The organism is Methylocystis parvus OBBP (assembly GCF_027571405.1).
In the GTDB taxonomy this organism is placed as follows: Bacteria; Pseudomonadota; Alphaproteobacteria; order Rhizobiales; family Beijerinckiaceae; genus Methylocystis; species Methylocystis parva.
Genome location: NZ_CP092968.1, coordinates 774355 through 801117, shown reverse-complemented (window position 1 = coordinate 801117; position 26763 = coordinate 774355). Strand labels below are relative to the sequence as shown.

Annotated in this window: 23 protein-coding genes; 8 read left to right on the top strand and 15 right to left on the bottom strand. The window is 63.2% G+C overall.

The genetic code is table 11. The features are described 5' to 3' along the window. Window positions 1-57 precede the first annotated feature (57 nt). The 3 genes from ntrX to MMG94_RS03950 all read right to left on the bottom strand — a co-directional run bounded on the left by ntrX (window position 58) and on the right by MMG94_RS03950 (window position 4984). Window positions 58-1422 (bottom strand): nitrogen assimilation response regulator NtrX, encoded by a 1365-nt coding sequence (ntrX, locus tag MMG94_RS03960; protein ID WP_016921090.1) that lies wholly within the window; start codon window positions 1420-1422, stop codon window positions 58-60. Further along, a complete protein-coding gene (locus tag MMG94_RS03955; RefSeq protein ID WP_016921089.1) occupies window positions 1422-3674 on the bottom strand; it encodes a sensor histidine kinase NtrY-like in 2253 nt (750 codons plus the stop codon). The genes ntrX and MMG94_RS03955 overlap by 1 nt, the downstream gene beginning before the upstream one ends. A gap of 488 nt (window positions 3675-4162) precedes the next feature. Beyond that, the gene (locus MMG94_RS03950; protein WP_016922197.1) at window positions 4163-4984 is read right to left on the bottom strand and encodes an IS5 family transposase; all 822 of its coding nucleotides are present in this window, start codon (window positions 4982-4984) and stop codon (window positions 4163-4165) included. Between the two features lie 443 nt (window positions 4985-5427). Here MMG94_RS03950 and MMG94_RS03945 point away from each other — a divergent pair, with 443 nt between their 5' ends. Beyond that, on the top strand, window positions 5428-6048 hold the full coding sequence (locus tag MMG94_RS03945; RefSeq protein WP_016918624.1) for a DUF488 domain-containing protein: 621 nt from the start codon (window positions 5428-5430) through the stop codon (window positions 6046-6048). 3 nt (window positions 6049-6051) lie between these two features. After that, window positions 6052-6498: a DUF488 domain-containing protein gene (locus tag MMG94_RS03940; RefSeq protein ID WP_016918625.1), complete on the top strand. Its 447-nt coding sequence runs from the start codon at window positions 6052-6054 to the stop codon at window positions 6496-6498. 40 nt (window positions 6499-6538) lie between these two features. Here the strand turns inward: MMG94_RS03940 and ntrC are convergent, their stop codons facing one another. Genes ntrC through dusB form a run of 3 tightly spaced genes read right to left on the bottom strand, consistent with a single transcriptional unit; the run spans window position 6539 to window position 10270 of the window. Next, a complete protein-coding gene (gene ntrC / locus MMG94_RS03935) occupies window positions 6539-8014 on the bottom strand; it encodes a nitrogen regulation protein NR(I) (protein ID WP_016918626.1) in 1476 nt (491 codons plus the stop codon). Between the two features lie 28 nt (window positions 8015-8042). Then, on the bottom strand, window positions 8043-9230 hold the full coding sequence (locus tag MMG94_RS03930; protein ID WP_016918627.1) for a two-component system sensor histidine kinase NtrB: 1188 nt from the start codon (window positions 9228-9230) through the stop codon (window positions 8043-8045). After that, complete coding sequence (gene dusB, locus MMG94_RS03925) at window positions 9227-10270, bottom strand: tRNA dihydrouridine synthase DusB (protein ID WP_154420292.1); 1044 nt, start codon at window positions 10268-10270, stop codon at window positions 9227-9229. The genes MMG94_RS03930 and dusB overlap by 4 nt, the downstream gene beginning before the upstream one ends. Before the next feature lie 101 nt (window positions 10271-10371). Here dusB and MMG94_RS03920 point away from each other — a divergent pair, with 101 nt between their 5' ends. From MMG94_RS03920 to MMG94_RS03900, 5 genes are all read left to right on the top strand, one after another. After that, window positions 10372-11574, top strand: coding sequence for a bifunctional 2-C-methyl-D-erythritol 4-phosphate cytidylyltransferase/2-C-methyl-D-erythritol 2,4-cyclodiphosphate synthase (locus tag MMG94_RS03920; RefSeq protein ID WP_016918629.1), 1203 nt, complete (start codon window positions 10372-10374; stop codon window positions 11572-11574). A 134-nt stretch (window positions 11575-11708) separates the two neighbouring features. Next, window positions 11709-14087 carry a putative bifunctional diguanylate cyclase/phosphodiesterase gene (locus tag MMG94_RS03915; RefSeq protein WP_016918630.1) on the top strand — a complete coding sequence of 793 codons (2379 nt, stop codon included), beginning with the start codon at window positions 11709-11711 and terminating at the stop codon, window positions 14085-14087. A gap of 140 nt (window positions 14088-14227) precedes the next feature. Continuing rightward, window positions 14228-15337: an acyltransferase family protein gene (locus MMG94_RS03910; RefSeq protein ID WP_154420039.1), complete on the top strand. Its 1110-nt coding sequence runs from the start codon at window positions 14228-14230 to the stop codon at window positions 15335-15337. A gap of 212 nt (window positions 15338-15549) precedes the next feature. Beyond that, window positions 15550-15972 (top strand): alternative ribosome rescue aminoacyl-tRNA hydrolase ArfB, encoded by a 423-nt coding sequence (gene arfB, locus MMG94_RS03905; protein ID WP_016918632.1) that lies wholly within the window; start codon window positions 15550-15552, stop codon window positions 15970-15972. Between the two features lie 66 nt (window positions 15973-16038). Then, window positions 16039-16470, top strand: coding sequence for a CinA family protein (locus MMG94_RS03900; protein WP_244415203.1), 432 nt, complete (start codon window positions 16039-16041; stop codon window positions 16468-16470). Window positions 16471-16474: 4 nt separating this feature from the next. Here the strand turns inward: MMG94_RS03900 and MMG94_RS03895 are convergent, their stop codons facing one another. Further along, entirely contained in the window at window positions 16475-16945 is a 471-nt protein-coding gene (locus tag MMG94_RS03895; protein WP_016918634.1) for a type II toxin-antitoxin system RatA family toxin, read from the bottom strand. A 123-nt stretch (window positions 16946-17068) separates the two neighbouring features. On the opposite strand from MMG94_RS03895, the gene MMG94_RS03890 reads away from it, so the two are divergent. Next, window positions 17069-17563, top strand: a complete 495-nt coding sequence (locus MMG94_RS03890) for a hypothetical protein (protein ID WP_016918635.1) — start codon at window positions 17069-17071, stop codon at window positions 17561-17563. 79 nt (window positions 17564-17642) lie between these two features. Here MMG94_RS03890 and MMG94_RS03885 read toward each other — a convergent pair whose 3' ends face one another. From MMG94_RS03885 to MMG94_RS03850, 8 genes are all read right to left on the bottom strand, one after another. Further along, the gene (locus tag MMG94_RS03885) at window positions 17643-17801 is read right to left on the bottom strand and encodes a Flp family type IVb pilin (protein WP_081495595.1); all 159 of its coding nucleotides are present in this window, start codon (window positions 17799-17801) and stop codon (window positions 17643-17645) included. A gap of 274 nt (window positions 17802-18075) precedes the next feature. Beyond that, window positions 18076-19092 (bottom strand): lipoyl synthase, encoded by a 1017-nt coding sequence (gene lipA, locus MMG94_RS03880; protein ID WP_040578935.1) that lies wholly within the window; start codon window positions 19090-19092, stop codon window positions 18076-18078. Between the two features lie 2 nt (window positions 19093-19094). After that, entirely contained in the window at window positions 19095-19442 is a 348-nt protein-coding gene (locus MMG94_RS03875) for a hypothetical protein (protein ID WP_016918638.1), read from the bottom strand. A gap of 193 nt (window positions 19443-19635) precedes the next feature. Beyond that, on the bottom strand, window positions 19636-19857 hold the full coding sequence (locus MMG94_RS03870) for a GCG_CRPN prefix-to-repeats domain-containing protein (protein ID WP_016918639.1): 222 nt from the start codon (window positions 19855-19857) through the stop codon (window positions 19636-19638). 284 nt (window positions 19858-20141) lie between these two features. Continuing rightward, window positions 20142-23603: a DNA polymerase III subunit alpha gene (gene dnaE, locus MMG94_RS03865; protein WP_016918640.1), complete on the bottom strand. Its 3462-nt coding sequence runs from the start codon at window positions 23601-23603 to the stop codon at window positions 20142-20144. A 145-nt stretch (window positions 23604-23748) separates the two neighbouring features. After that, the gene (locus MMG94_RS03860) at window positions 23749-24687 is read right to left on the bottom strand and encodes a right-handed parallel beta-helix repeat-containing protein (protein WP_020372399.1); all 939 of its coding nucleotides are present in this window, start codon (window positions 24685-24687) and stop codon (window positions 23749-23751) included. Window positions 24688-24764: 77 nt separating this feature from the next. Next, the gene (locus MMG94_RS03855; RefSeq protein WP_016918642.1) at window positions 24765-26030 is read right to left on the bottom strand and encodes a cation:proton antiporter; all 1266 of its coding nucleotides are present in this window, start codon (window positions 26028-26030) and stop codon (window positions 24765-24767) included. A gap of 190 nt (window positions 26031-26220) precedes the next feature. Then, the gene (locus MMG94_RS03850; protein ID WP_016918643.1) at window positions 26221-26562 is read right to left on the bottom strand and encodes a phasin family protein; all 342 of its coding nucleotides are present in this window, start codon (window positions 26560-26562) and stop codon (window positions 26221-26223) included. Between the last annotated feature and the right edge of the window lie 201 nt (window positions 26563-26763).

The following is a 26763-nucleotide window of genomic DNA, read 5'->3' as shown; positions in this document are numbered from 1 at the left end:
CAATCGGCAAAGATTTAAATCTCAGCTTTAAGTTCAAGTTATAACGTACTGATTTTATTATTCAATAGACAGTGACTTCAACTTCCTGTGGAGGGCTGATCTCTCCATTCCGATGAATTCCGCGGTTCGCGAAATATTGCCGGAAAAGCGGTTGAGCTGAGCCACGAGATATTCGCGTTCGAAGACTTCCCGCGCCTCGCGCAGCGGCAGGCTCATCAGTTTTTCGCCGCGAACGCCGGCCGGCGTCGCCGGCACGAGTTCGCCGACATCGGCCGGAAGCATCTCCGCCGTGATCGTCGCGCCGGGTTCGCCGGTGGTGAGGATCATCAGCCGCTCGACGTTATTCTTCAACTGACGGATGTTCCCGGGCCAATCGTGCAACTGCAGGACGGCGAGCGCGTCCTCGGCGATTTGACGCCGCGGCATGCCCGAGGCCAGCGACATATTCTCCATGAAATATTCGATCAAGGAGGGAATATCCTCCCGACGCTCGGCCAGGGACGGCACGCGGATCGGCACAACCGCAAGGCGATGGAAGAGATCCTCGCGAAGCGCGCCGTCCTCGATCGCGACGGCGAGATCGCGGGCAGATGACGAAATGACGCGCACGTCGACCTGCACTTTCGTCGCGCCGCCGACGCGCTGGAAGGTCTGGTCCACGAGGACGCGGAGAATCTTCGCCTGCGTGTCCTTGGGCATGTCGGCGATCTCGTCGAGGAAGAGCGTGCCGCCATGAGCCTCTTCCAGCGCGCCGATCTTCCGCTCGCCGTCCGGCCCTTCCCGGCCGAAAAGTTCGATCTCCATATTCTCCGGCGTGATCGTCGCCGAATTGATGACGACGAAGGGTCCGCCGGCGCGCGCCGAGGCCTCATGGATGCAGCGGGCGGCCAGCTCCTTGCCCGTGCCCGGCGCGCCTGTGATGAGCACGCGGGAATTTACAGGCGCGACGCGGGCGATCAGTTGCTGAAGCTGATGCGCGGCCGGCGAATTGCCGACGATGCGGTCGAAGGCCCCCGCCCTCTGGCGCAGCGCCGACAATTCGCGGCGGAGCTGATAGGCTTCGAGCGCGCGCTCAGCCACGAGCACCAGCCTGTCGGCCTTGAAGGGCTTTTCGATGAAGTCATAGGCGCCGATCTTGATGGCGCTGACGGCCGTCTCGATATTGCCGTGACCGGAAATCATGACGACCGGCAAGCCTTTGTGCTGCTTCTGGATCTGCTCCAGCACCTGCAGCCCGTCAAGGCGGGAGCCCTGCAGCCAGATATCGAGAAAGACCAGATGGGGGCGCCGGAACGCGATCGCGGCCAGCGCGTCGTCCGCGTCCTTGGCTGTGCGGGCGCCATGCCCCTCGTCGCCCAGAATGCCCGCGACCAGCTCGCGGATGTCTTGTTCGTCGTCGACGATCAGAATATCGCTCGCCATTACGCCCCGCTCGTTTCAGAATTGTGCGCCGTCGCCGGCTCATCCAGAAGCTTGCCGCCATCCGCCAGCGGCAGGACGAGCCTCACGCAGGCCCCCCGCCCCTTCGGCGCATCGAGAAGCTCCAACCGTCCGCCGTGGTCCTCGATAATCTTCGCGACGATCGGCAGACCCAGGCCTGTGCCGTCCGCGCGCGTCGTCATATAGGGTTCCAGCAGCCTTTGCCGGTTCATCGCCGGAAAGCCCTTACCATTGTCGATAACGTCGATCTCCGCCATGCGGTCGCGCACGGACAGGTTGATCTCGACCCGGCCCTTTTCTGTGGCGTTTTCTGGCTCCCGCGCGGCGACGCCCTCGACCGCGTTCTTGACGATGTTGGTGAGCGCCTGGGAGAGAAGCCGCCTGTCGAACTGCGCGTAAATCGGCGACTCCCTGTAATTCTCGACAATGTCCACATCGGCGTTGCCGACGCGCATCAGGAAGGCGACCTGCCGCGCGCATTCCGTGAGGTCGTCGCGCGCCGGCCGCGCCTTGGGCATGCGGGCGAAGGACGAGAACTCGTCCACCATGCGCTTGATGTCGTCGACCTGACGCACGATCGTATCGATGCACTGGTCGAAGACTTCGCGGTCGACCTGGATCAGTTTGCCGTATTTGCGCTTCAGACGCTCGGCGGAGAGCTGGATCGGCGTCAGCGGATTCTTGATTTCATGTGCGATTCGCCGCGCCACGTCGGCCCAGGCGGAAGTCCGCTGCGCGGTGACGAGATCCGTAATGTCGTCGAGCGTGACGACGAAGCTGGGCGTTCCCTCGTCCAGCCCGCGCGCCGACGTGACGCGAATGTTGAAGGTGCGCTCGGCCGAGCCGCGCTTGATCGTGATCTGACTTTGCACCGCGCGCGGGAAGAGCTCCAACGCATCGGTCAGAAGTGGCGCGATCTCGGGCATGACGTCGGCGATGCTCGCGCCGACCGTCGCCTGCCCCTTGGCGTCGTTGAGCGACAATTCCTCCGCCGACCGGTTCAGGATCGTCACGATCCCGTTCGAGTCGACGCCCATGACGGCGGCCGGCACGCCGGCCAGCACGGCTTCCGTAAATTCGCGGCGCTCGTCGTTGAGACGGTTGGCCTCCAGCAGGCGGTTCTGCTGCAGGTTCAGTTCCGTCGTCATATTATTGAAGACGTCTCCCAGCCGGGCGAGTTCGCCATGCGAACGGTCGACCCTGACCCGAACGCCGAGATTGCCAGCCGAGACCTGATCGGTCGCGGCGATCAGCGTGCGGATCGGCGTCACCAGCCTGTCGGCGAAATCGAGGCCGAACCAGACGGAGGAGAGCAGCATGATGGTGGTGAGCAGCGCATACATCAGCACGAAGGCCCGCTGCACCGCCGCGCGATAACCGTCGAAAGCGTCGTAGCGATTGATCAGAGTCTCGGCCTGTTTCGGGAACTCGACGGCGAAGGGATCGATCGGACGGGTGACATAGAGGAAGGTGTTCTCGAAGGCGCCGAGCGCCCGGAGCGCCACGAAGCTCTTGCCGTCGTCGATCATCAGGCAGAGCGGCTCGCCCTTGCGGGCGTTCTCGAACTCGGAATCCGGCGGCGCGATGACGATGGCCGACGCATTCTTGGCGACGTCCACCCGATCGACGATTTCGCCATTCGCCTTGACCAGCGCCGCCACGGAAAAGCCGAGGAATTTCGCGCGCGAATCGAAAATCTGGTGGAAATAATTGCGGTCGGTGATGAAGAGCACGCGCGCCCGGTCGAGATCGGCGGCGGTGAGCTGCGCCTCCTGCAGCAAAGCCTGGCACTGGCTCGACTGAAACGCCTCCGCCGCCTGCGCGGTGTTGTGAACGAAAATCTTGACCCCGTTCATGAAGGCGGGGTTCAGCGCGCGCTCCAGGGTCAGCGAACCGGCGATGGCGAGCAGGATCGCGGGTATGACCGCGATGACCGAGAAAATGCCGACAACGCGCACATGAAGGCGGGCCGCCGCCTCGCCCCGCCGCCACACGCGGTAAAGGCGCCGGACCTTGATGACCACCATGACGAGCAGAACGCCGACAAAAAGCGCGTTCGCGACAAGCAGGGCGATGAGTCGGTTGTCGGTCGGCGAGAGGCCGAATTCGGCGGTGATGAGAAAGGTCGCGAGCGCGCAACCCACGGCGCCGACGGCCACGGCGGGTCCGAACCAGGCGCGCAGCCCCGCGCCTTTGCCGCCATCTGACAGTGCCTTATCGTCCGCTTGGGCCATGCGGTTTTATAGGCCGGGGCCGCGACTGTTGCAAATGTGCAACGGTTTGGGTGAGCCTCCAATTGAACCCTATTACCGTCTTCCGATTGGCTCCGCCTTGAAAATTTCACGGATAACGCCCATTTCCCGGGCTCATTGCAAAACTGGAGAACCTTTTGAGAATTCTCATCACTGACGTCACGGTAATGCATAATAATATGTTTTGCGTAGCTGGCTGGTGCGCCAAGGAGAAACGGATGATCCGGCCCCTTCTAGGCGGACACCATTGGACTTTGGATTTGATCGCACGACTTGGAATAGTTCCCGGCGTTACGCTTAATGTCGTACCGACTGGACCGACCAAAACTAATTTTTACCCCCATTCAACTGAAGATCAGAATATTGATCCTGCGAAAATTGAAGTCGTTGAGCAGGCATTTTTGGATTGGCTTGGGCCGCAGCGGCCCAGAATAGATCAATCGTTATCAGAGTCCGTTTGAGAATTGATTTCAGTGCGCGATCCTGCGCAAGAGGAGTCCACCGAGAGCGACGTGGATCATGGCCTTGGAGACGTCGATGCGCTTTTCGTAATCGCGCACGAGGCGTCGCCAGCGGGTCATCCAGCCAAAGGTTCGCTCAACCACCCAGCGTCGCGGCAGGACTTTGAAGCCTGGATCGGCGTCGATGCGCTTCACGATCTCGACGACGAAGTCCTTGAACGCCGCCTTATCCATGAGTTTCCTTCGATCATAGGCGCCGTCGGCGAATAGATGTTTGATCCACGGCCAGCGCTTACGAATGGCGTCGAGAACCTGCTGCGCGCCCGCGGAGTCGGAAATATCCGCCGTCGTCAGATTGACCATGAGCAGCCGTCCGTCCGTGTCCACGGCGATGTGGCGTTTGCGCCCGTTGATCTTCTTGCCGGCGTCGTAGCCTCGGGTTTTCGCGGCGGGCGCTTTCACCGACTGACTATCGATGACGCCTGCCGAAGGGCTCGCCTCGCGGCCCGCGCGCTCGCGGTCGATCATCAGAGCCACGTCATGGATCGTCTCGAAAAGAAAGCGGCGCATGAAGCGACGAAACCACCAGTAAACGGTCTGCCAAGGCGGAAAGTCCTTCGGCAGCATGCGCCAGCCGCAGCCGGCGCGAGCGATGTAGCGGATGGCGTTCAAAACCTCGCGCAACTCCACAGAGGGCTTTCGTCCTCGCCGCGCTGGCGACGGAAGAAACGCCTCGACGCGCGTCCACTCCTCGTCGGTCAAATCTGTCGGATACCGCTTGGTTTGCTTTTCAATGGCGGCCATCTTGGCGCGATTCGCTCGGGTCCACATCCCGTGCTTGAATCACGCCAGCGACAAGCCTTCAACCATTCTCAAACGGACTCTCAGAGGCATTCGGCTCAGATCTTAAACACAACTCGATTTATAGAGGCGTTTGCCAAGGAGTTTATGTGGACTCCGGCGCGCGGTGCCGGTCTCTCGTCGGCATTGCGATTGACCGGTCGTCTATTGGGTTTGAGGAATTCAGAACACAATCAAGCGAACTAAAACTCAAAGCGACTTTCGAAGATTCGGATCAAGAACAGTACAAAGTGGCGGTATCGGCTAAGATACTGCAAGATGCTTGGAGGGAAGGTGGAACCAGGGGAATCGAGGCGGTTTTGCCCGAGCGTGGAAAAATCCACCTTAGGATTGGCTTGGCGCGCGCTTTCGAAGGTGTTCCTAAGTGCTATATGATGCTTAATGGCGTTCTATGATCGGAGCGGAGAGACCCATTGGTTACGCTACGTGGTATCTTCTCGATTGGTCATTCCACGCTGCCTTACGAGCAATTTTTGACGTTGCTTCGTCGGGTGGGCGTGGACGCGGTCGCGGATGTGCGCACGTCCCCCTACTCGCGGTATCTTCCCCACTTCAACCAGAAGGAGTTGTGTAGCGAGTTGAAGCAGGACGGTATTGCCTATGTCTTCCTCGGGAAGGAGTTGGGTGGTCGCCCGACAGGCGCAAATTTTTATTGTGAGGGTGTCGCTGACTACGAGAAAATGGCGTCGACGGAAGCATTCAATGCTGGAATCGACCGTGTTGTGGCCGGCGGGGAACGATACCGCATCGCGCTGATGTGCTCTGAGAAACATCCGCTTGATTGCCATCGTTGTCTACTTGTTGGCAGGCAGTTGCTGCGCCGCGGAATAGACGTGCAACATATTATGTCCAAGGGATCGACGATACCGCAGACCCGGATTGAGGAAGAACTCCTTACGCTCGTTGGACAAAATGCGGACGATCTTTTTTCCGCTCGCGAGGAAAGGCTTCAAACCGCCTATAGGCTTCAAGCAAGAAAGGTCGCATTTTCAACGTCCGACCCAGGACGGCCACCTCCTGTCGCCGCGGAGTAAACATTGGTTCGCGCAAAGGTCAGCACTATCGGATTTACAAAGTCCAACGCGGAAAATTTCTTCGAGCGTCTAATTCGCGCTGGAGTGAAGAAATTGGTTGATGTCCGCCTACACAACACGTCCCAACTTGCGGGATTTGCGAAGGCCGACGACTTGGCCTATTTCCTAAAAAAAATCGGGGGAATTCATTATGTTCATCAACCTTTGCTTGCGCCTGCGGACGACATGCTGAAGCAATACAAAAAGGATAAGTGCGACTGGAGCGTCTATGAGAGACGTTTTCTGGCGCTGATGGCCGAGCGGAAAATAGAGGAGCGCTTTCGGCCCGAAATGTTCGAGGACACGTGTCTGTTATGTTCCGAGGAAAAGGCACATCAATGTCATAGGCGGCTCATATGCGAATACCTAAACGATAAGTGGGGTGGGGTAATGGAGGTGCGGCACCTTTGAGAGCCCCTGAGACACTGGGACGGCCGCCTCATCCTCTCTCTCACCTCGGCGAGCGCATCAGCCTTATATCCAGATCATTGACCTTTTTGCGCAACGTATTCCGGTTCAGCCCCAGAAGCTCCGCCGCCTTGATCTGATTCCCCCGCGTCGCCGCCAGCGCGGCCGAGATCAGCGGAATCTCGATCTCGCGGATGATGCGGTGATAGAGGCCGGGCGGCGGGAGGCCGTCGCCGCAGTCGCGAAAGAGCTTGGCGAGATGCTGCTCCACCGAGGTCGAGAGCGTCTGGCCGTTTTCCAGCTCCCTGGAGGGCGCCGCGCCCGGCGCGGCCGGCTTGCTGTCGACGGTCGCCTGGCGCAGCTCGTGCTCGAGTTCGGCCTCGACGAGCTGGTCGGAGATGACCTCCTGCGGATGCAGCGCGGCGAGGCGGCGGATCAGATTCTCCAGCTCGCGGATGTTTCCCGGCCAGCGATATTTCTTCATCCGGTCGAGCGCGGCCTGCTCGATATATTTCTGCGGCAGGCCCTCGCTCGCCGCCTGTTTGAAAAAGTGGTGCACGAGGTCGGGAATGTCCTCGGTGCGCTCGCGCAGCGGCGGCAGGCGCAGCGGCACGACGTTGAGCCGGAAATAGAGGTCCTCGCGGAACAGGCCCTGCTGGATCAGCCCGCGCAGATCCTTGTTGGTCGCGGCGATGATGCGGACATTGGTCTTGATCGGCGTGCGGCCGCCGACGGTCGTATATTCGCCCTGCTGCAACACGCGAAGCAGCCGGGTCTGCGCCTCCATCGGCATGTCGCCGATTTCGTCGAGAAACAGCGTGCCGCCCTCCGCCTGCTCGAAGCGGCCGGCCGATCTCTGATTGGCGCCGGTGAAGGCGCCCTTCTCATGGCCGAAAAGCTCGCTCTCGATCAGGTCGCGGGGGATCGCCGCCATGTTGACCGCGACGAAGGGGCCCTTCTTACGCTTTCCGTAATCATGAAGAGCGCGCGCGACGAGCTCCTTGCCCGTGCCGGATTCGCCATTGATCATGACCGTCAGATCGGTCTGCATCAGGCGCGCGAGCGAGCGGTAGATCTCCTGCATCGCGGGCGATCTTCCGACGAGCGGCATGCCCTCCATTTCTTCGGGCGCGGCCTCGTCGGCGTTCTTACGCGGCTCGGCCATGGCTCGGCCGACAATGCCGACGAGCTCCTTCAGATCGAAGGGCTTGGGCAGATAGTCATAGGCGCCCCTTTCCGAGGCGCGTATCGCCGTCATGAAAGTGTTCTGCGCGCTCATCACGATAATGGGCAGCTCGGGGCGCAGTTTCTTGATGCGCGGCAGCAGTTCGAAAGCGTTTTCGTCCGGCATCACGACGTCGGTCACGACGAGGTCGCCCTCGCCCGATTGCACCCAACGCCAGAGCGTCGCGGCCGTGCCCGTCGTGCGGACCTCATAGCCGGCGCGCGACAGGGCCTGCGCTACGACCGTGCGGATGGCCGCGTCGTCGTCGGCGACCAGAATTTCGCCTCTCGTCATCAAAAGGATCTCCCGCGCAGACAAAGAGTCATGAGCGACCTTCCTTCTTTGTTTCCGATGGCTTCTCGGCCGACTTGGCGCGATACATGGGCATCAGAACTCGGAAGGTCGTACGTCGGGGAAGAGATTCGCATTCAATAACGCCGCCGTGGTCGTTGACGATCTTCGCGACGAGTGCAAGTCCCAGGCCAGTCCCCGAAGATTTCGTGGTGACAAAGGGGTCGAAGAGATGAGCGGCGATGTCGTCCGGCACGCCGGGACCATTGTCGCGCACGCAGAATTCGAGCGGCAGACCCACGGCGCCGCGCGCGCCGAGCGCCCGCAGGCTCACGCCTGGACGGAAGGCCGTCGAGAGCTCGATCTCGCCATCCACGGCGTCGTCGCCGATCGCTTCAGCGGCGTTTTTGACGAGGTTCAGGAAGGCCTGGACGAGCTGGTCGCGATTGGCCAGCACGGGCGGCAGCGACGGATCGTAATTCTCTACGAACCTGATGCGGCGCGCAAAGCCGCTTTGCGCGACCTGCTTTACATGATCGAGCACCGAATGGATATTGACGCGCTCGCGCTTCAGCGGCCGCGCGTCCGAAAAAACCTCCATCCGGTCGACGAGCCGCACGATGCGGTCGGTCTCCTCGCAGATGAGCCGCGTCAGCGCCCGATCCTGATCCGAAAGCCCGCTCTCGAGCAATTGTGCGGCGCCACGAATTCCCGACAGCGGGTTCTTGATTTCGTGGGCGAGCATTGAGGCGAGGCCGGAAACTGAACGCACAGCGCCCCTATGGCTGAGCTGCCTGTCTATTTTATCGGCAATTGTACGTTCTTGCAGCACAACCAGGACCGCGCCGTCCGATTCCGGCAGCGGCGCGCAATGGACGTCGACGCGCCGGTCGCCCTCCTGCCCCGGCCGGCCGACATCGATCTTATATTCGTTGATCGCCGCGCCACGGTCCCGCACATGCTGGATCAGCGTGATGAGCGGCGAGCCGAAAGGCAGAAGCCGGTCGATCCTCTGCCCGATGAGCAAGGGCTTTCCGAGTTCGAAGAAGCTCTCGGCCGCGGCGTTGGCGTCCTCGATCGCCCCCTCGCGCGAGACGGTGAGAAGCGCGTTCGGCAGGGCTTCGAGAACGCAGCTTCGATTGCGCTCGTCTATAATTTTGAGCGGCGCGAAATCCTTGCGCCGGGCGTCGTCGCGTCCCGTTCGGTCCGAATAGCTCATGCGGCGGCCTCTTGGGTCTCAGCGCTGAAAATAATGTCGATCAAGCGAAACGCCTCGTCGGCCCGGTTCGCCGTCACAAGGGCGCGGCGCAGCTCGACCATCGAAGCGCTCTCCGCGCCAAAGGCGTCATCGACATAGGAAGCGAGATGTTTGCGCGCGTGGCGCAGTCCCGCGCCGGCGCCCATTTGGGAGAGCAGACCGTCAAGATGCTCGCGGGCGACGGCCCCCCGCTCCGTCAGGCCGGGCGCGTGGCGCTTGCGGCCGGTCGCGAGATAATGCGCGATGTCGCCGACGAGCCAGGGTCGGCCCTGCGCGGCGCGCCCGACCATCACCGCATCGGCGCCCGAAAGCGCCAGCATCTGCGCGGCGTCTTGCGGGCTACCGCAATCGCCATTGGCGACGACCGGGATTGCGACCGTCTGTTTGACGGCGGCGATCGCCGCCCAGTCGGCCCGGCCCGTATAGAATTGCTGGCGCGTGCGGCCATGCACGGTGACGAGGCTGGCGCCTTCGGCCTCGGCGCGTCGCGCGAGTTCGGCCGCGTTGCGCGTCGCGTCGTCCCATCCCAGACGCATCTTTACGCTGAGCGGAATGCGTATGGCGTTGCGCGCCGCGGCGATGAGCGCCGCCGCCTGGTTGAGATCGCGCATCAGCGCGGCGCCCGCGAGCCCGCCGGTCACGCGCTTGCAGGGGCATCCCATATTGATGTCGACCCAATCGGCCCCCGCCTCCTCGGCGCAGCGGGCGGCGGCGGCGATTTCATCTCGGTCTCGAGCGGCGATCTGGATGACGCGCGGCGCGGATTTTGTATCGCTGGCGGAAGCAAGTCGCAGCGCCGTCTCCCTGTCGCCGCGAGCGACGCCCGCCGCGGTGATCATCTCGCTCACGGCCGCGCTGGCGCCAAATCGCTCGGCAATTCGCCTCATGGCTGGATCGGTGACGCCGGCCATGGGCGCGAGAAAAGCGCGGCCGGATAGCTGGACAGGCCCGACTTGCAGCGGCGGACGCATATCTGCGCCCACATTTTCAGCACTGGTCATAGTGCTCATACTATAAGCAGGCTCCTTCGCAGTTGCAACATTGCCGTTGCGCCGCGTCTCTGTCTATTTGACGCAGGGAAGGAAAAGCGACACAGAGCGGCATGGTCGCAGGAACCGAAATCGCCATCCTTGTCGTCGCCGGCGGACGCGGCTCGCGCGCCGGCGAAGGTCTGCCCAAACAATATCGTGAGCTCGCCGGCGAGACGGTCCTCGCGCGGACGCTTCGCGCCTTGCGCGTCGGCGCGCCGCGGGCGCGGCTGAAGGTCGTCATTCATCCAGACGACCGCGAGCTCTACGCGAACAGCATAGCGGAGCTGAACCCGGCGGAACAGGCCGCGCTGTCAGAGCCCGCTCTTGGCGGCCCCTCGCGTCAGGAGAGCGTCCGCAATGGGCTCGAGGCGATCGCCCAGGAAGGCGCGCCCGCCATCGTGCTGATCCACGACGCCGCCCGCCCCTTCGCCGACCCCGCCCTCATCGCCCGCGCGATCGACGCCGCCAATGCTCACGGGGCCGCCGCGCCCGGCGTCGCGCTCAACGATACGGTGAAGGAGATCGACGCCGGGGGGTTCGTCTTCGCGACGCCGGATCGCGCGCGGTTGCGCGCCGTGCAGACGCCGCAATCTTTCCGTTTCCCGCTCATTCTCGACGCCCATCGCGCGGCGGCCGCGGCCGAGCGCGAACTCACCGACGACGCCATGGTCGCCGAGGCGGCCGGCCATGCGGTCTTCGTCTTTCCGGGCGATCTCGCCAATTTCAAGCTCACGACGCCAGAGGATTTCGCCCGCGCCATGGATCAATTGAAAGCCCCTTCCTTCGCCTCGCTCCCCGACGTGCGCATGGGACAGGGTTATGACGTTCACGCCTTCGCCGAGGGCGATCATGTCTGGCTCGGCGGCGTCGCCGTTCCCCACAGCCATGCGCTCGCCGGCCATTCCGACGCCGATGTGCTGATGCACGCCATCACCGACGCCGTTCTCGGCGCGATCGCGGAGGGCGACATAGGCGCGCACTTCCCGCCCTCGGACCCGCAATGGAAAGGCGCGCCCTCGCGCATCTTTCTGGCCCACGCCTGCAAGCTGGTGCGCGACCGGGGCGGCATGATCGCCCATATCGACGCGACCATCGTCTGCGAGGCGCCGAAGGTCGGCCCGCATCGCGACGCCATCCGCGCGACGCTCGCGGAGATTATGGAAATGCCGCTCGACCGCGTGGCGATCAAGGCGACGACGACGGAGAAGCTGGGGTTTACCGGGCGGCGAGAGGGCGTCGCCGCGCTCGCCATCGCGACGGTGCGGCTGCCCTGAAGAGCGGATCTCTGCAGCTCGGTAAAAAGCGACGTAAAAACATGGCCTTCTTCACCCTTTAACGGATTGGCGACCATGTTTGACAGCGAAATGTAAATACCGACACGGCAAAGTTGCGTGAACGAGGGGCGTTCATGCAACTTTTTTCCCTGAAAAGGTTTTTTAGAAAAGACCCGCGTCTGACGACCGACGTTCTGGCGGATCTCGTGGATTCGCTCTACGCGCCGTTCGTCTCGCTTGTCCTCGGCGCCGCCAGTTCGGCGTCCTTGACCTTCGCGGTCGCGCTTTATGCGGACCTGCCGCAGATCGCTTACTGCTCCGCCCTGCTGGCCTTCGTCTCCTGCGTGCGAGTGGGCGCCGTCCTGGCTTACCGTCGGCGCGACCGGGCGAAAGATCGAAGTCGCGCGGCCCTGACCAAATGGGAGGCGATCTACGCTGTCGGCGCCTACGCCTTTTCCGGCGCGCTCGGCGCGCTCGACGTCGTCGCGCTGCGCGACACGAACGACGCGGTCGTTCATATGCTCGTCCTGACGGTGACGACAGGCTGTACGGCGGGCGCGGTCGTCCGCAATTCGGGCGTTCGCCACATCGCGCTCGGACAGCTCCTGTTCAATGTCGCGCCGGTCTGCGCCGCCGCGCTCGCGCGCAACGAGGCGGCCTATTACATCCTCGCTTTCACCTTCTTCGTCTTCACCGTCAGCGCCTTCGACATCTGCTTCTATCAGTCCGCCAACATGCTTCGGGTCCTCTACGCCCGTAAGCAGACCTCAAAGCTCGCGCAACAGCTCGAGGAGCGGAACAAAAGATTCGACGCGGCGCTCAACAACATGCCGCAAGGCCTTTGCATGCTTGACGGCGACGGTCGGCTCGTGGTGACGAATGCGCGCGTGGCGAACGCCTTCGGAACGTCCGCCGCAAATATTTCCGCCGGCCAGACGATCGAGGCGTTCGCCAGTTCGCTGCAGGCGAGTGGCGCGCTCACGCAGGAAAGCGCCGATCTTTTCGTCCGGGAGATCTTCGTCAATTTGCGCGCCGGTCGCACCGCATGCACGCTGATCCCACGGCGGGACGGCGGCGTCGTCTCCGCGACCCAGGCGGCGCAAGAGGACGGCGGCGCTGTGGTGATTTACGAAGACGTGACGGAGCGGCAGGAGGCGGAAGCGCGCGTGCGTTATCTCGCCACCCATGACGCGCTGACCGGGTTGCCCAATCGCGCCCTTTTCACCCGACTCCTGCGAGAGAAGGTGGACGCCTGCCGCGGCGGCCAGGGCCGTTTCAGCTTGCTCTTCGTCGATCTCGATCGCTTCAAGGCGATCAACGACACGCTTGGACATGCGGCGGGCGACGCGCTGCTTCGCGAAGTCTCCGCGCGGCTCAAAACGTGCCTGCGCGCATGCGACGCCGTCGCGCGCCTCGGGGGCGACGAGTTCGTCGTCATCTTGCACGACATGGATACGCCGAGAAACGCGGTGCGGGTCGCCGAGTCTCTCCTCGCCTGCATAGCCGCGCCGATGCCGATCGCCGGACAGGAATGCGGGGTCAGCGCCAGCATCGGCGTCGCGCTCTATCCCTGCGACGGCGCGGATGACGAGACGCTTCTAAGAAACGCCGACTCGGCGATGTATCTGGCGAAGGCCGAAGGGAAAGGCGTCGTGCGCCTCTTCTCGCCCAAGGCGAAGACGCAAACGCTGCAGGGACTGACGCTCGAGAACGATCTGCGTCGCGCCATCAAGCGTGACGAGTTCCTCCTGGTCTATCAACCCAAGCGCTGTATCGCGACCGGCGCGATCACCGGCGTCGAAGCGCTGCTGCGCTGGCGTCACCCCGAATTGGGTCTGCTCCCGCCCGACCGCTTCATTCCGATCGCCGAGGAAAGCGGTCTCATCGTGCCGATGGGCAAATGGGTGATGGAGCGGGCTTGCGCTCAACACATGGCCTGGCGGGCGCAGGGGCTGGGTCCGGTCTCGGTCGCGGTCAATCTCTCGCCGCGTCAGCTCTATGACGATCATATCGTCTCGGACATCTGCGAGGCGCTCGCGAAGGCCGGTATGGAGCCGGATTGGCTGGAGCTCGAAATCACCGAAAACATGGTGATGCAGGACGCCGGCGACGCCCTGATGGTCTTGCGGGCGATCAAGGAGACGGGCGTCAAGCTCGCGATCGACGATTTCGGCGCCGGCCATACGTCATTCGCCCTCATCCGGCAGATACCGCTCGACAAGATCAAGATCGACCGCTCCTTCGTCAATGACATCCTGACCGATCCCAATGATCGCGCGATCGCGGAGGCGATCATCTCGCTCGGTCAGGCCCTGAAACTGCGCGTTGTCGCGGAAGGCGTGGAGACGGAAGCGCAGGAGGCGTTCCTGCGCGAGCATGGCTGCAACGAGATTCAGGGTTATCTCTTCAGTCGCCCGCTGGAGGCCGACGCCCTGCACGCGTTCGTCTCCGACCACAATCTCGGCCGGCTGCTGCGGATGCGCGACTCCGGGGCGATCAAGAAGAGCGCGTGACGCGCGCCAGAAGTTAATACGCGAAAGGTGGTTAATTTCACCCTAACTTCGCAAAGTTGAAGACAATTGCAGTGACGTCGCCCATCCTCCGGTTCGATAGGCCCGCCCTTTTACAGCGGACGCCGATGGAGCAAGAGCCGATGCCTTGGACCAAGGCGACGCCCATAAGCCGCACGACCGAGCGCGTGGATTGGGTCGATTACGCCAAAGGCTGGTGCATCATCCTCGTGGTGATGATGCATTCGACGCTCGGCGTCGAAGAGGCGCTCGACGGCGTCACATGGCTGCATGGCTTTATCGATTGGGCGCGCCCGTTCCGGATGCCGGATTTCTTCCTCGTCGCGGGCCTCTTCCTCTCGCGAACGATCAACCGGCCCTGGCGCGACTATCTCGACCGGAAGGTTCTGCATTTCGTCTATTTCTTCGTGCTCTGGACGTTGATTCAGGGCCTGCCGAAATTCGCGCTCGCTGACGGCGATCCTTTCTCGATCCTCGGCAGTCTCGCCTTTGCGATGATCGAGCCCTTCGGCACCTTGTGGTTCATCTATCTGCTGCCGATTTTCTTCGTGACGACGAAGCTCCTGAGGCGCACGCCCCCTGAGGCCGTGCTGCTGGTCGCGGCCGCGCTGCAGATTTCGAACCTCTACACCGGCTCGACCGTCATCGACGAATTCGCCGGGCGCTTCGTCTATTTTTACGCCGGCTATCTCTTCGCGCCGCAAGTCTTCTGTCTTGCTGAGAAGGCGCGCCGGAATATGGGGCGGACGGCCGTCGTGATCGGCGCATGGGCCGTGATCAATGGCCTTGCGGTGGACATGGGCTACGCCGCCCTGCCCGGCGTCTCGCTCATGCTCGGCTTCGTGGGCGCGGCGGCGGTCGTCTCGACCTCGGCGATGCTGGCGCAGACGCGCGCGCTGGCGCCGCTGCGCCGCCTCGGCGGGCAATCGCTCGCCATCTATCTCGCTTTCTTCCTGCCGATGGCGGCGGCGCGAACCGTGCTGCTCAAGACGGGCCTTGTCCCGGACGGCGGCGCCACGGCGCTGATCGTGACGGCGGCGGGGGTGCTGGTTCCAACATTCGTACGAACAGCGGCTCGCGGCACCGTGTTCGCATTTTTGTTCGAACGGCCGTCATGGATGCGCGCCAGTCCGCCGAAAGATCCCGCCTCGCCAGCCGGAGCCGCCTCGCCGGAGTCGGCGAATGACGGCTGGCCGATGCGTCGAATTTGCCTTCCTTCCGCCGAAAGGTGAGCCGAACCGGTGAAGAAGAAAGGCGCCGCTCCCGACGCGCCGTCGCTATGGAGGGGGTTATCCTGAGGGGCGATCGGGACAGGCCCGGCCGCGACGACGCCAGTAGCCCGCAACGATTTCCCCGCCGTCTTGACAAGACCGCCGGCGCGCCTCCGATAGAATGTAGAAGGCCCGGCCTCTCGTCGCGCCGCCCGTTCCAGGCTCACAGCCGCATGATCCGCGTCACGCCGACACTTTCCCTTGAGGACTCCGAGATCGCGCTCGAATTTCTTCGCGCCTCCGGGCCGGGCGGGCAGAATGTCAACAAAGTAGAGAGCGCGGTGCGTCTTCGCTTTGACGTCAGGCGTTCGCCGAGCCTTCCGGAGGGCGTCAGGATGCGGCTCGAACGGCTCGCTGGCGCGCGCCTCACCAAGGACGGCGTTCTGATCATCGAAGCGCAGCGTCACCGAACGCAGGAGCGCAATCGCGAGGACGCGTTGGAGCGCCTCGTCGATCTGGTCCGCGAGGCCGCCGCCCCGCCCCCGCCCCCACGCCGAAAAACCAAGCCGACCCTGGGCTCGAAGATCCGCCGCCTCGAGGGCAAGAAGCTGCGCGGCGGCGTAAAGGCGTTGCGCGCCAAGCCCGGACAGGACTGAATCGCCATGGTTAATACGATTAACGTAAAAGCTAATATGGTTATCGTAAACGCTAAGAACGCCGCCATGATGATTGTGACGGCTGAATCCTGCACCGGCGGCCTCGTCTCCGGCGCCCTGACCGAGATCGCCGGCGCATCCGACGTCTTTGAACGGGGGTTCGTCACCTATTCAAACGCCTCAAAGGTCGAGGCGCTCGGCGTTCCAGCGGAGGTGATCGCCGCGTACGGGGCCGTCAGCGCGGAAACCGCCCGCGCGATGGCGCTGGGCGCCCTGGAGCGGTCGGCCGCCGACATTTCCGTCTCGATTACCGGGATCGCCGGTCCGGGCGGCGGATCGGTCGAAAAGCCGGTCGGGCTCGTTCATTTCGCGAGCGCGCGGCGCGGCGGCGCGGTCGTCCATATCGAGCGCCGCTTCGGTCCCCTTTCCCGCGCGGACATACGCGCCGCCGCGGTCGATCAGGCGCTCGATATGCTGCTGGCGGCGATCGGCGACTAAAGCGTCAGCGCCGCTTGTAGACTGCGTCGGCGCGCGCCACGAAGGCGTCCGCATATTTTTGAAACGCCTTGTCGAACATGGCGCCCATGACGAGGCCCAGCGCCACGCTCTTGAATTCATATGCGATAAAGAAGTCCACGAGGGAGCGGGGCCTGCCGTCCGGCCCCGGCGCCTCGTCGCGAAAGGACCAGCGATTGTCCAGCTTGCGGAACGGCCCGTCTATGTAATCGACCTTGACGTCCAGCGTGTTGGCGTCGCAGGTGACGCGGCTCGAATAGCGCTCGCAAATCGCCTTGAACCCCACCTGCATGTCGGCGACGAGCTCGATCACGCCCGGAGCTTTCTCCACGCGGCGGCGCACCTTCATCCCCTCGCAGAGCGGCACGAATTGGGGATAGGCATCAACGTCGCAGATGAGCGCGAACATGTCTGCGGCGCTGTGCGCCACATGGCGGCGGGTGCGAAAGCTCTTCATAAGGGAGCGCTCTTACGCCATTTCCGCTAGCGAGGAAACGCTGGCGCATATGGCTCTTTTTCCGATCACAAGAACGGTCTAGGGTTCGAGCCTGATGCAAATATCTTTTCGTGGGACGAGGTTATGGCGACCAAGGCAAATTTCACATCGGACCAATGGAATAAAATTCTGCAAGCGCCGCTTCTTGTGGGCTTTGCTGTGAGCGCCGGCGACCCGAGCGGCTTTATCGGCGCGCTGCAGGAAGGCATGGCGAGCGCAAAGGCCCTGGCCGCGGCCAAGGCTGATCCTGGCGCGGACGCCCTGATCAAGGCGGTGGTGGACGATCTTCTGACGCCGGAGGGTCGCACGCAGGCGCGAGAAGGCGTGCGCCTGCTGATCCAGGGCGCGGAGCTGAAGGAGATCAAGACCCGGGCGCTGGAGGAGTTGCGCAACACGTCCAAGATTCTCGATGTCGGAGCGCCCGCGGAAGCGCGGCCGTTCAAGAACTGGCTCGTCTATATCGCCAAACTCGTCGCCGAAGCGGGGACCGAAGGCGGTTTCCTGGGCTTTGGCGGGGAGAAGGTGAGCGCGGCCGAACAGGCGACTCTCGCCGAGATTTCCGCCGCGATCGGAATATGAAAAAAGCGGCGCTGTGACGCGCCGCCTTTTGTCTGGCTGCCGCAGGCTGCTCCGCCGGCGGTCGAATGGGTGTATCAGGTCAGGTTGCCCGAAGCTTTAGCGAAGCGCTCGACAGATTGACGCCGAGAGCATTTATGCAGGCGATGATGGCGATGCTGATAAGGAGGGCGATCAGGCCGTATTTGATCGCGGCCGCGCCGGACTCGTCGCGGAAGAAGGTCTTGAGTATCTTCGTCATGATTTGCTCTTCGGTAGTCGAAGCGGACGCGTTGCGCTTCATGGACGACGGCTCACCCTAGTCCCATTTTACGCCCAAGGTCCGAAACAAACATTAATCGGATCAAGTTTCAGCTCTCTTCAAATATCTATGCTTTGCAATGCGTTATCCGGATCGTAGACGCTTGGCGAAAAAAACTGATTCAGAGGGGATTGCCGGAAACCTTCGCGAAGGCGCGCGACGGCTTCCCGCTGGGCAATCGGGCGACGAGACGCCATATTCGATCGCGGGCTTGTTACGCTCCGAACCCTTGGCCGGCCCGCCGCGCCCGCAAACGCAAAAAATCTTCTCCCGCGTGGTGCGAGGAGCGGGTCAAAGGCGAGGACGCGACATAGGCGAAGCCCTTGGCCAGCGCGATCGCCTTATAGGCCTCGAATTCCTCCGGAGGAACGAATCGGTCGATCGGATGATGCTTGCGCGTCGGCTGGAGATATTGGCCCAGCGTGATGAAATCGACCTCGGCGGCGCGCATGTCGTCCATCACCTGCATCACCTCGTTGCGGGTCTCGCCGAGGCCAAGCATCAGGCCGGATTTGGTGAAGAGCTTCGGATTCAGTTCCTTGGCGCGCTGGAGCAGACGCAGCGAGTGGAAATAGCGGGCGCCTGGCCGCACCGTCACATAGAGCGAGGGCACGGTCTCCAGATTGTGGTTGAAGACATCGGGCGCGGCCGCCACGACGCGCTCGAGCGCCCCCTCCTTGCGCAGGAAGTCGGGCGTCAGCACTTCGATCGTGGTTTCCGGGCAGGCCTTGCGAATGGCGCCGATGGTCTGCGCGAAATGCGCCGCGCCGCCATCGGCGAGATCATCGCGGTCGACCGAGGTGACGACGACATGGCTGAGGCCCAGCGCCCTTGTCGCGGCCGCCACCCTGCCCGGCTCGCTCGGATTGAGCGGCGCCGGCAGGCCCGTCGCGACGTTGCAGAAGGCGCAGGCGCGGGTGCAGACCTCGCCCATGATCATGAAAGTGGCGTGCTTTTTCTCCCAGCACTCGCCGATATTGGGGCACGCCGCCTCCTGGCAGACGGTCGTCAGGCCGGCGCCGTTCAGAAGAGCGTTGGTTTCGGCCCAGGCGGCCGAGCCGGGCGCCTTGACCCGGATCCATGACGGTTTGCGGAGAACCGGCTGATCCGGCCGCGCCGCTTTTTCCGGGTGGCGCAGCGCCGCGGGCGACCGCGTTTCATCTCCCCGCGGCCGGGGGTCGTCTTTCAGCAGATCGATCGTGGTGGGCACAGGGCGCCTCCCTGCGCCCATATCTATGCAGGTGGTTCGTGCAAGGCAACGCCGGAGTCGGGATCGACCGCAACGGGTTGATGAGCGCGACGCCAGACATAAGCGAACAGGCCGGCCCCGACGACAGCCGCAAGGAACTGGTGAACGCCCCCTATTTCCACCCGCCCAAAGAGGTAGGCGACTTCAGCCCCCATCCAGGCGCCGCACACGCCCATCATCGCCAGCGAAGTCGTCCAGGCGCACAGCCGCAGAGGCCTGGCCAGCGCGCAGCCGATAGCCGCTCCGATAATCATCAAAAAAGGGAACAAGAAGAAAGCGCCGTAAGCCTGAGGGCTCGCGACGACGCCATCCATGGCGACGAACGCATCCATGCGACATCCCCCGTCGATCCCCGCCCCGCACGCAACTGCTTCGTTTCAACGCCTGTCCGCTTCCGCTTGTTCCGGCGTGCAGCAAAGAATGATGACGTCGGGAAAGGGCTTTAAGTCCAAAGGGCTTCTTGCTCGCCTGCCGTCCGAAGGCGGCGAGGCGAGCAATCGGATTCTACCGATGAAGCGTCACGACTTATCGGACGCAGCGGACATTGCCATTCGGCATGCGCACCGGCGTCCCGCCGACCGCTGCGCAATAGCCCTGGTTCTGGCCACCGTAAACGCAGGCGCCCCACGCGTTTCTGTGGCCGTTGCGCCCGCATCCGCCGAATGCGAAAGCCGGCGAGGACAGCGAGGCGAAGGTCGCCGCGGCCAATCCGAAAAGAGCGATTTTGGCGATCAGTGATTTCGACATTGAACTTCTCCCCGTTAGGACTTTTTTCAGGACCGGGAGGCCTTCTGCTCTAAGTCCGATCAATGCGTCAAGACATGCTTCCATGCCGGAAGGCGCACCCAACCGTATCAAAGCCGGGCACGGGATCAAGCCTGCCAGACGCATTGTCCAAACCTTGCTCCGACGCAAGCCCTGGGACGGTTAGAAACTAATTCATCGCTTTCAAACATATTCATAATACACTGATTTTAAATTTAATTATAAATTTAATTGATGTTGAAGTTAAACCTGATGCAAAGATCCGGTCACATATGCTCCACCTCCAGAACGCCGGGAATTTCTCTCAGCGCGGCGGCGACGTCGGCATTGACCGGATAGGCGCCGGGTAGCCGGATCTCGATCTCCTCGGGGGCGACGTCGCGCTTGATCAGGAGAGAGACTTCGCCCTCCCCCTTTCCCGTTAGCCTGCTTTTTATCCTATCAATCGGACTTTGATCTCCGACGATAATCCGCAATCCCTTCTGCGCGCGCGCCGCTGCGGCGGCCAAAGGCTCGACCGCGACGATGCGGGCGCGCACGTCGTCGCCCTCGACCGAGGCGGAAAGGGTCACGAGAACGGCGGCGCCCTTCTCCAGCGCGTCGCGGTACTGGTTGAGCGCCTCCGAGAAAAGGATGGCCTCATACTGACCGGTCGTGTCCGACAATTGGACGATGCCCATCTTCGAACCCGACTTGGTGCGGCGCTCGGCGCGGTCCAGAACCACGGCGGCGAGGCGTCCCGCGGTCGCTCCGCCCTTCACGTCGGCGATGAATTTCACCCAGCGCGACACCCTCAATTTGGGTAGGAGACTGGCATAGGCGTCGAGCGGGTGGCCCGAAAGGAAAAATCCCGCCGCCTCATATTCCCGGCGTAGGACCTCGCCGGCCGGCCAGGGCTGAACCTTGGGCAGAACGAGGTCGTCGGCCTCGGCGGCGCCGAAAAGCGCGTTCTGTCCCGCCTTGCGATCCTCGGCATGGCGGTTGGCGGTCGCGAGTACGCCCTCTGTCGCTCCGAAAGCGCGGGCGCGGTTGGGCTCCAATTCGTCGAAGGCGCCGCAGGCTGCGAGATTCTCCAGCACCTTCTTGTTGACCTCGCGCGGATTGATGCGGCTGGCGAAGTCGGCGAGACTTTTGAACGGCCTGTCGGCGCGGGAGCGAACGATCGACTCCGCCTGCCCCTCGCCCACCCCCTTGATGGCGGAAAGCGCGTAGCGGATGGCGAGCTTGCCGTCCGGCCCGGGCGCCACGTCGAAATCCACGCCCGAGCGCCTGATCGAGGGCGGCTCGACATTTATGCCGAGCCGGCGCGCCTCGTCGCGGAATTCGGCCAGCTTGTCGGTCTGGCTCTTGTCGAAGGTCATCGAGGCGGCGAGGAACTCCGCCGGATAATGCGCCTTGAACCAGGCCGTCTGGTAGGCGATCAGCGCATAGGCGGCGGCGTGCGACTTGTTGAAGCCGTAATCCGCGAATTTCGCGAGAAGGTCGAAAATGAAATTGGCGCGTTCCTTCGTCAGATCCCGCTCGACGGCGCCCTTCACGAAGCGCTCGCGCTGCGCGTCCATCTCCGCCTTGATCTTCTTGCCCATGGCGCGGCGGAGCATGTCGGCCTCGCCGAGCGTATAGCCCGAGAGCGCCTGGGCGATCTGCATCACCTGCTCCTGATAGATGATGACGCCGAAGGTCTCCTTCAGAATGGGCTCGATCTTGGGGTGGTAGTAGTCGGCCTCCTCGTCCCCGAGCTTCACCGCGCAATAGGTCGGGATATTGGCCATGGGGCCCGGCCGATAGAGCGCGACGAGGGCGATGATGTCCTCGAAACGATCGGCGTGCATTTCGACCAGCGCCTTGCGCATGCCCGCGCTTTCAAGCTGAAACACGCCCACCGTCTCGCCGCGCCCAAGCATGGCGTAGGTGTCCGCGTCGTCGAGGGGGATTTTGGCGAGATCAAAGTTCGGGTCGCGGCGGCGCGCGAGGTTGCCCGCCATGGCGAGCACGGTCAGCGTCTTGAGGCCCAGAAAGTCGAATTTGATCAGGCCTGCCGGCTCGACCCATTTCATGTTGAACTGGGTCGCCGGCATGTCCGATTTCGGGTCGCGATAGAGCGGCGTCACCTCGTGAAGCGGCCGGTCGCCGATCACGACGCCGGCGGCGTGGGTCGAGGCGTTGGAGTATAGCCCCTCCAGCGCGCCGGCGATTTTGAAGAGCCGCGCGACGCGCTCGTCCTCTTCCGCCGCCTCGCGCAATTTTTGCTCGCCGGCGACCGCTTCCGCGAGGCTGACGGGCTTGGCCGGATTCTGCGGCACGAGCTTGGCGAGCTTGTCCACCTGTCCCAGCGGCATTTCCAGCACGCGACCGACGCTGCGGAGCACGCCGCGCGCCAGGAAGGAGCCGAAGGTGATGATCTGCGCCACGCGGTCCGCGCCGTAGCGGTCGCGCACATAGTCGATCACCTCGCCGCGCCTTGTCTGGCAGAAGTCGATGTCGAAATCCGGCATCGAGACGCGTTCGGGGTTCAGGAAGCGCTCGAAGAAGAGGTCGAAGCGGAGCGGATCGAGATCCGTGATGGTCAGGGCGTAGGCGACCAGCGAGCCCGCGCCCGAACCGCGGCCCGGCCCAACCGGAATGCCCTGCGCCTTGGCGTATTTGATGAAGTCGGCCACGATCAGGAAGTAGCCGGGAAACCCCATCTTCTCGATCGTGCTCAACTCGAAGTCGAGGCGCCTGAAATATTCCTCGCGGTCGTGGCCCTCGGCCGGGCCATGCGCCGCGAGCCGGGCTTCGAGCCCCTCCGTCGCCTGCCGGCGCAACTCTTCCGCCTCCACATCGGTCAGCGGCCGGTCGCCGGGGGCGTCGCGCAGGAAGCGCGGCATGATCGGCTTGCGGGTGCGCGGGCGATAGCTCACGCGCCGGGCGATCTCGACCGTATTGGCTGTCGCTTCCGGCAGGTCCGCGAACAGCGCCAGCATTTCGGAGCGCGTCTTGAAATAATGCTCGGGGGAGACGCGCCGACGATCTGTCACGCCGGTGACGGTTCCCTCGGCGATGCAGAGCAGCGCGTCATGGGCCTCGAAGTCGCCCCGGGACGCGAAATAGGGCTCGTTGGTCGCGACCAGCGGCGCGCCCCGGCGATAGGCCAGATCGAGAAGCTGAGGCTCCACCTCACGTTCAGCTTGAAGATTATGACGTTGAATTTCAACGTAGAGTCGGTCCCGAAAAAACTCCTGAAGCGTTTCGAACCGGGCGCGCGCCAGCTCCGGGCGGCCGGCGGCGAACATGCGGTCGAGCGCGCCTTCCGGCCCGCCTGTCAGAGCGATCAGCTCCGCGGCGTCTTCGGCCAGGGCGGCAAGCGAGACATTCGGCTCGTCTCCCTCCGCCGTGTCGAGATAGGCGCGGGAGGCGACGCGCATGAGATTGAGATAGCCGGCTTCGGTCTTGGCGAGCAGCACGACATTGGCGAAGCCGTCGTCCCGGCCCGACACGCTCCCCGGCTTGCCGTCGCCGAAATCAACCCGAAGCTGCGCGCCCACGATGGGCTGAACGCCGGCCTTCGCCGCCTTCTCCGAAAATTCGAGCGCCGCGAAAAGATTGTTTGTGTCCGTTACGGCGAGCGCCGGCTGCTCGTCCCGGACCGCAAGGTCGATCAGCTTGCCGATGGTGAGCGCGCCTTCGCGAAGCGAATAGGCGGTATGCAGATGAAGGTGGACGAATCCGGCTTTTTCGGCGCGCATCTCGGACCGCTTTCTCGGCAGGCTCTCGCCGCCTGGGGAAATCCTGAGATGAATGTAACGATCCGAAGGCGCGGCTGAAACAGCGGCGCGCGGTCATCCACTAGAGAAGAAAGGGGGCGGGCCGCCGCGTCCCGCCCGGCAGCCGCTACTGCTGCGCCTGCGATCCGTTGAAGGCGCCGTTCGTCGTATTGGCGAACACCTGATTGTTTCCGAAGGTGTTGATCGTGCCGCCCGACGCCGAGACGCCGGTGCCGTTCAGGAAGACCGAGGTATTCGTCAGCGCCGCGATGGAGCTCGCGCCGCTCGTCGAAATGCCGGTCAGGTTGGCGGACAGGACCGAATTCTTGATGCTGAGTTCGGTGAAGATCCCCGCCCCGCTCGTCACGACGGTCGCGCCGGCTCCGGTATTCTCGGAGAAATGGCTGTTGACCACCGTGACGAGACCGCGATCCTGAACGCGCACGCCGTGGCCGCTGCGCGTTACGGTGACATTGTCGACCTCGCCAAAGACGTTGGCCCCGCCGGTCGGCGCGACGGTGATGCCGCCGCCGGCCACGTCGTTGATCACCGTGTCCTTCACAAAAAGCTTCGAGACGAAGGTCGCGTTGTTCGGCGCGAAGCGAATGCCGGTCGTCGAAAAATTCTCGATCTTGACGTTCTCGACCTGCACATTGGCGCCCACCCCGAGGACGTTGATCCCTGTCAGGCCGAGTGTGGTTCCGGCTCCGTTGATCGACAGGTTCCGCAAGACCACATTTGGCGTCGGCGAAGTTGCGGAGATATTGACGTTGATCCCGTTCGTGGCGCTCGCGAGAATGCTCGCGAACGTCCCGCCGCCGTCGATTGTGATCGGCTTGGTGATCGTCACCGCGCCGTATCCGCCCGGATCGAGCGCGTCAATCTCGCCGCCGCTCGCGGTTTTGGAGATCGCCCCCGCGAAGGTCTTGCAGGGGGCCGTGCGCGAACATGGGTTCACGTCGTCGCCGACGCCGGAAACCCAGGTTCGAGTCGCCTGGGCGTTGGCCGGCGCCGCAGCCATGCACAGCGCGGCGGCGACGCTGGCGCTCATCAGAAACTGTCTCATGAAATTTTCCCCTTAGCCCAAAAAGTAGATGGGAGCTAAACGCGAAGCTTTCGAAAAAGTTGCACGAAATTGCCTACTTATGCATTTCCACCGCCGGTTGCGGAACTCGCCGCGCCGCGGCGAACGGCGTAATCGATGACGATCGGGCCAAAGATCTGCGAGAAGAGCACGCCAAGAAGGACGATGGAGACAGCCATTTCCACCTGGCTCCCGGCGTCGGGAGAGAGTCCGCGGACCGCTTGCGAGCCGTTGCAGGCGAGCACCAGTCCCATGGCGGCGCCCCCCTGAGAGGGGAAACACAGGCCGAGATAGCGTCTCGTCGCCAGATCGAGCCGCAGCGCCGTCGCGCCGAGGAAGACCGCGACATATTTTCCCGCGACGCGCGACAGAACATAGACGAGGGCCGCCATCACGACCGCGCCATGTCCGACGAGGTCGGTCGCCGGCAGATGCGCGCCGGCGAGCACGAAGAAGATCATGTAAAGCGGCTGCTCGATGTCGCCGACGGAGGCTTGCGTCGCCTCTCGCTCGGCCCGCCCGACGCCATTCGCCACCATGGCGCCCATCGCCAGGGTCGTCAGGAGATGCGACAATCCGAAAGCGAGCGCCGTCCCGACCGCGAGAAGCAGGAGAGCGTAGAGCGTCGCGCGCAACCGATCGTCCCAGCCCGGCCGGCCGCCAGCGATGACGTCGCGCAGGACAAGATAAAACGCGCCTAACGTGGCTCCCGTCACGACGGAAAGCGCTTCTTCTCTCCCCGCCGCCGCCAGCGCGGTCCAGGTTTCCGCCGCCGAGCTCTGTGCGGCGAGCCCGGCGACGGCGATCGACGAGATGACGCTGAAGAGAAGGATCGCAGCAGCATCATTGATGGCGAGAACGCCAAGCGCGCGATCGACGAAAGGGCCGGACGCGCCGAGGCGCCGAACCACCGCATAGGTCGTCGTCGGCGCGGTTGCGGGCGAAACAGCTGCGGCGATCTGGGCCGTGGGCCAGGGAAGGCCAAGCGCCGCCATCGCGGCGAGCACCGCCGCCATCGGCGCGAGCAGCTGCACGAGCGCGAGCCAACCGATGCTCGCGCCGAACGCTTTTAACCGGGCGCCAGTCAGTTTACTGCCGATGTTGAAAGCGATGAGCGCGAGGGACGCCTGAAGGAAGGGCCCCAAATCGGAGAGCTTTTGGGGCGTCAGAACGCCGATCGCATCCGGCCCGAGAACGACGCCCGCGAGGATGCATCCGGTGATCCAGGGGACGCCGAGCCTCTCGGCCGCGTCTCCAAACAGCGCCGCGAAGATCAATACGAGCCCGAGAACGACGACCGGATGGGAAAGGTCGACGGGAAGCATTTTCGACCTTCGCCCCCATTCCGGCCGGCGCGGCGCATTTGCGTCCGCCTGCCCGCGAGTCTTCATCTTTGTCGATTTCGGAGCAGGCCATCGCCCCTCCGGCGCGGAAAAAAGGATAGTTCAAAAAACAACGCCCGGCGAACTTGCCGGGCGTCTAGCAGCGATCTGTCGCGCATCGGCGTAAGATTTTTTACTCGGCCGCCGCCGTGAAGGTCTTGGTCGCGGTTTCGATCGGCTTGAGAACCTCCTTGGTCATGGAGGTGTAGAGTTCGCCGATCTTGGTCGCCTCGGCGACGAAATCCTCATAGGCGGATTTCGCGAAATCGGATTGCAGCGCGAAGGCCTCGTCGATCTTCTTCACCGCGATGAGCTTTTCCGCCAGCAGACGGCTCTTCTCGAAAGACTTCTTGGAGTAGTCGGTCGTCTCGGCGGCGATGCTCTGCCAGCCCTTCGTGACGGCCGCAGCGGCGGCTGAAACGGCCTCGAACTGTTCTTTCCCGAGCTGCTGCACGCTTTCGAAATTGGCCACCATGGGGTTTGTCCTCATAAAATGGCGCTCATCCTCCATCCGCCGCCCCTTGGCGGCGCGGCAAACGCGCCTGCTGACAAGAGCTAATATATGCGCTGCACAAAAGTTCGTCAATAAAAATGTTGCGCTGCAAAAATTACTCGAAAAAATTCATTCGGCGCTTAACCCCCGGGTAACTGCGTTCTCCTACCCTGAACAACTGTA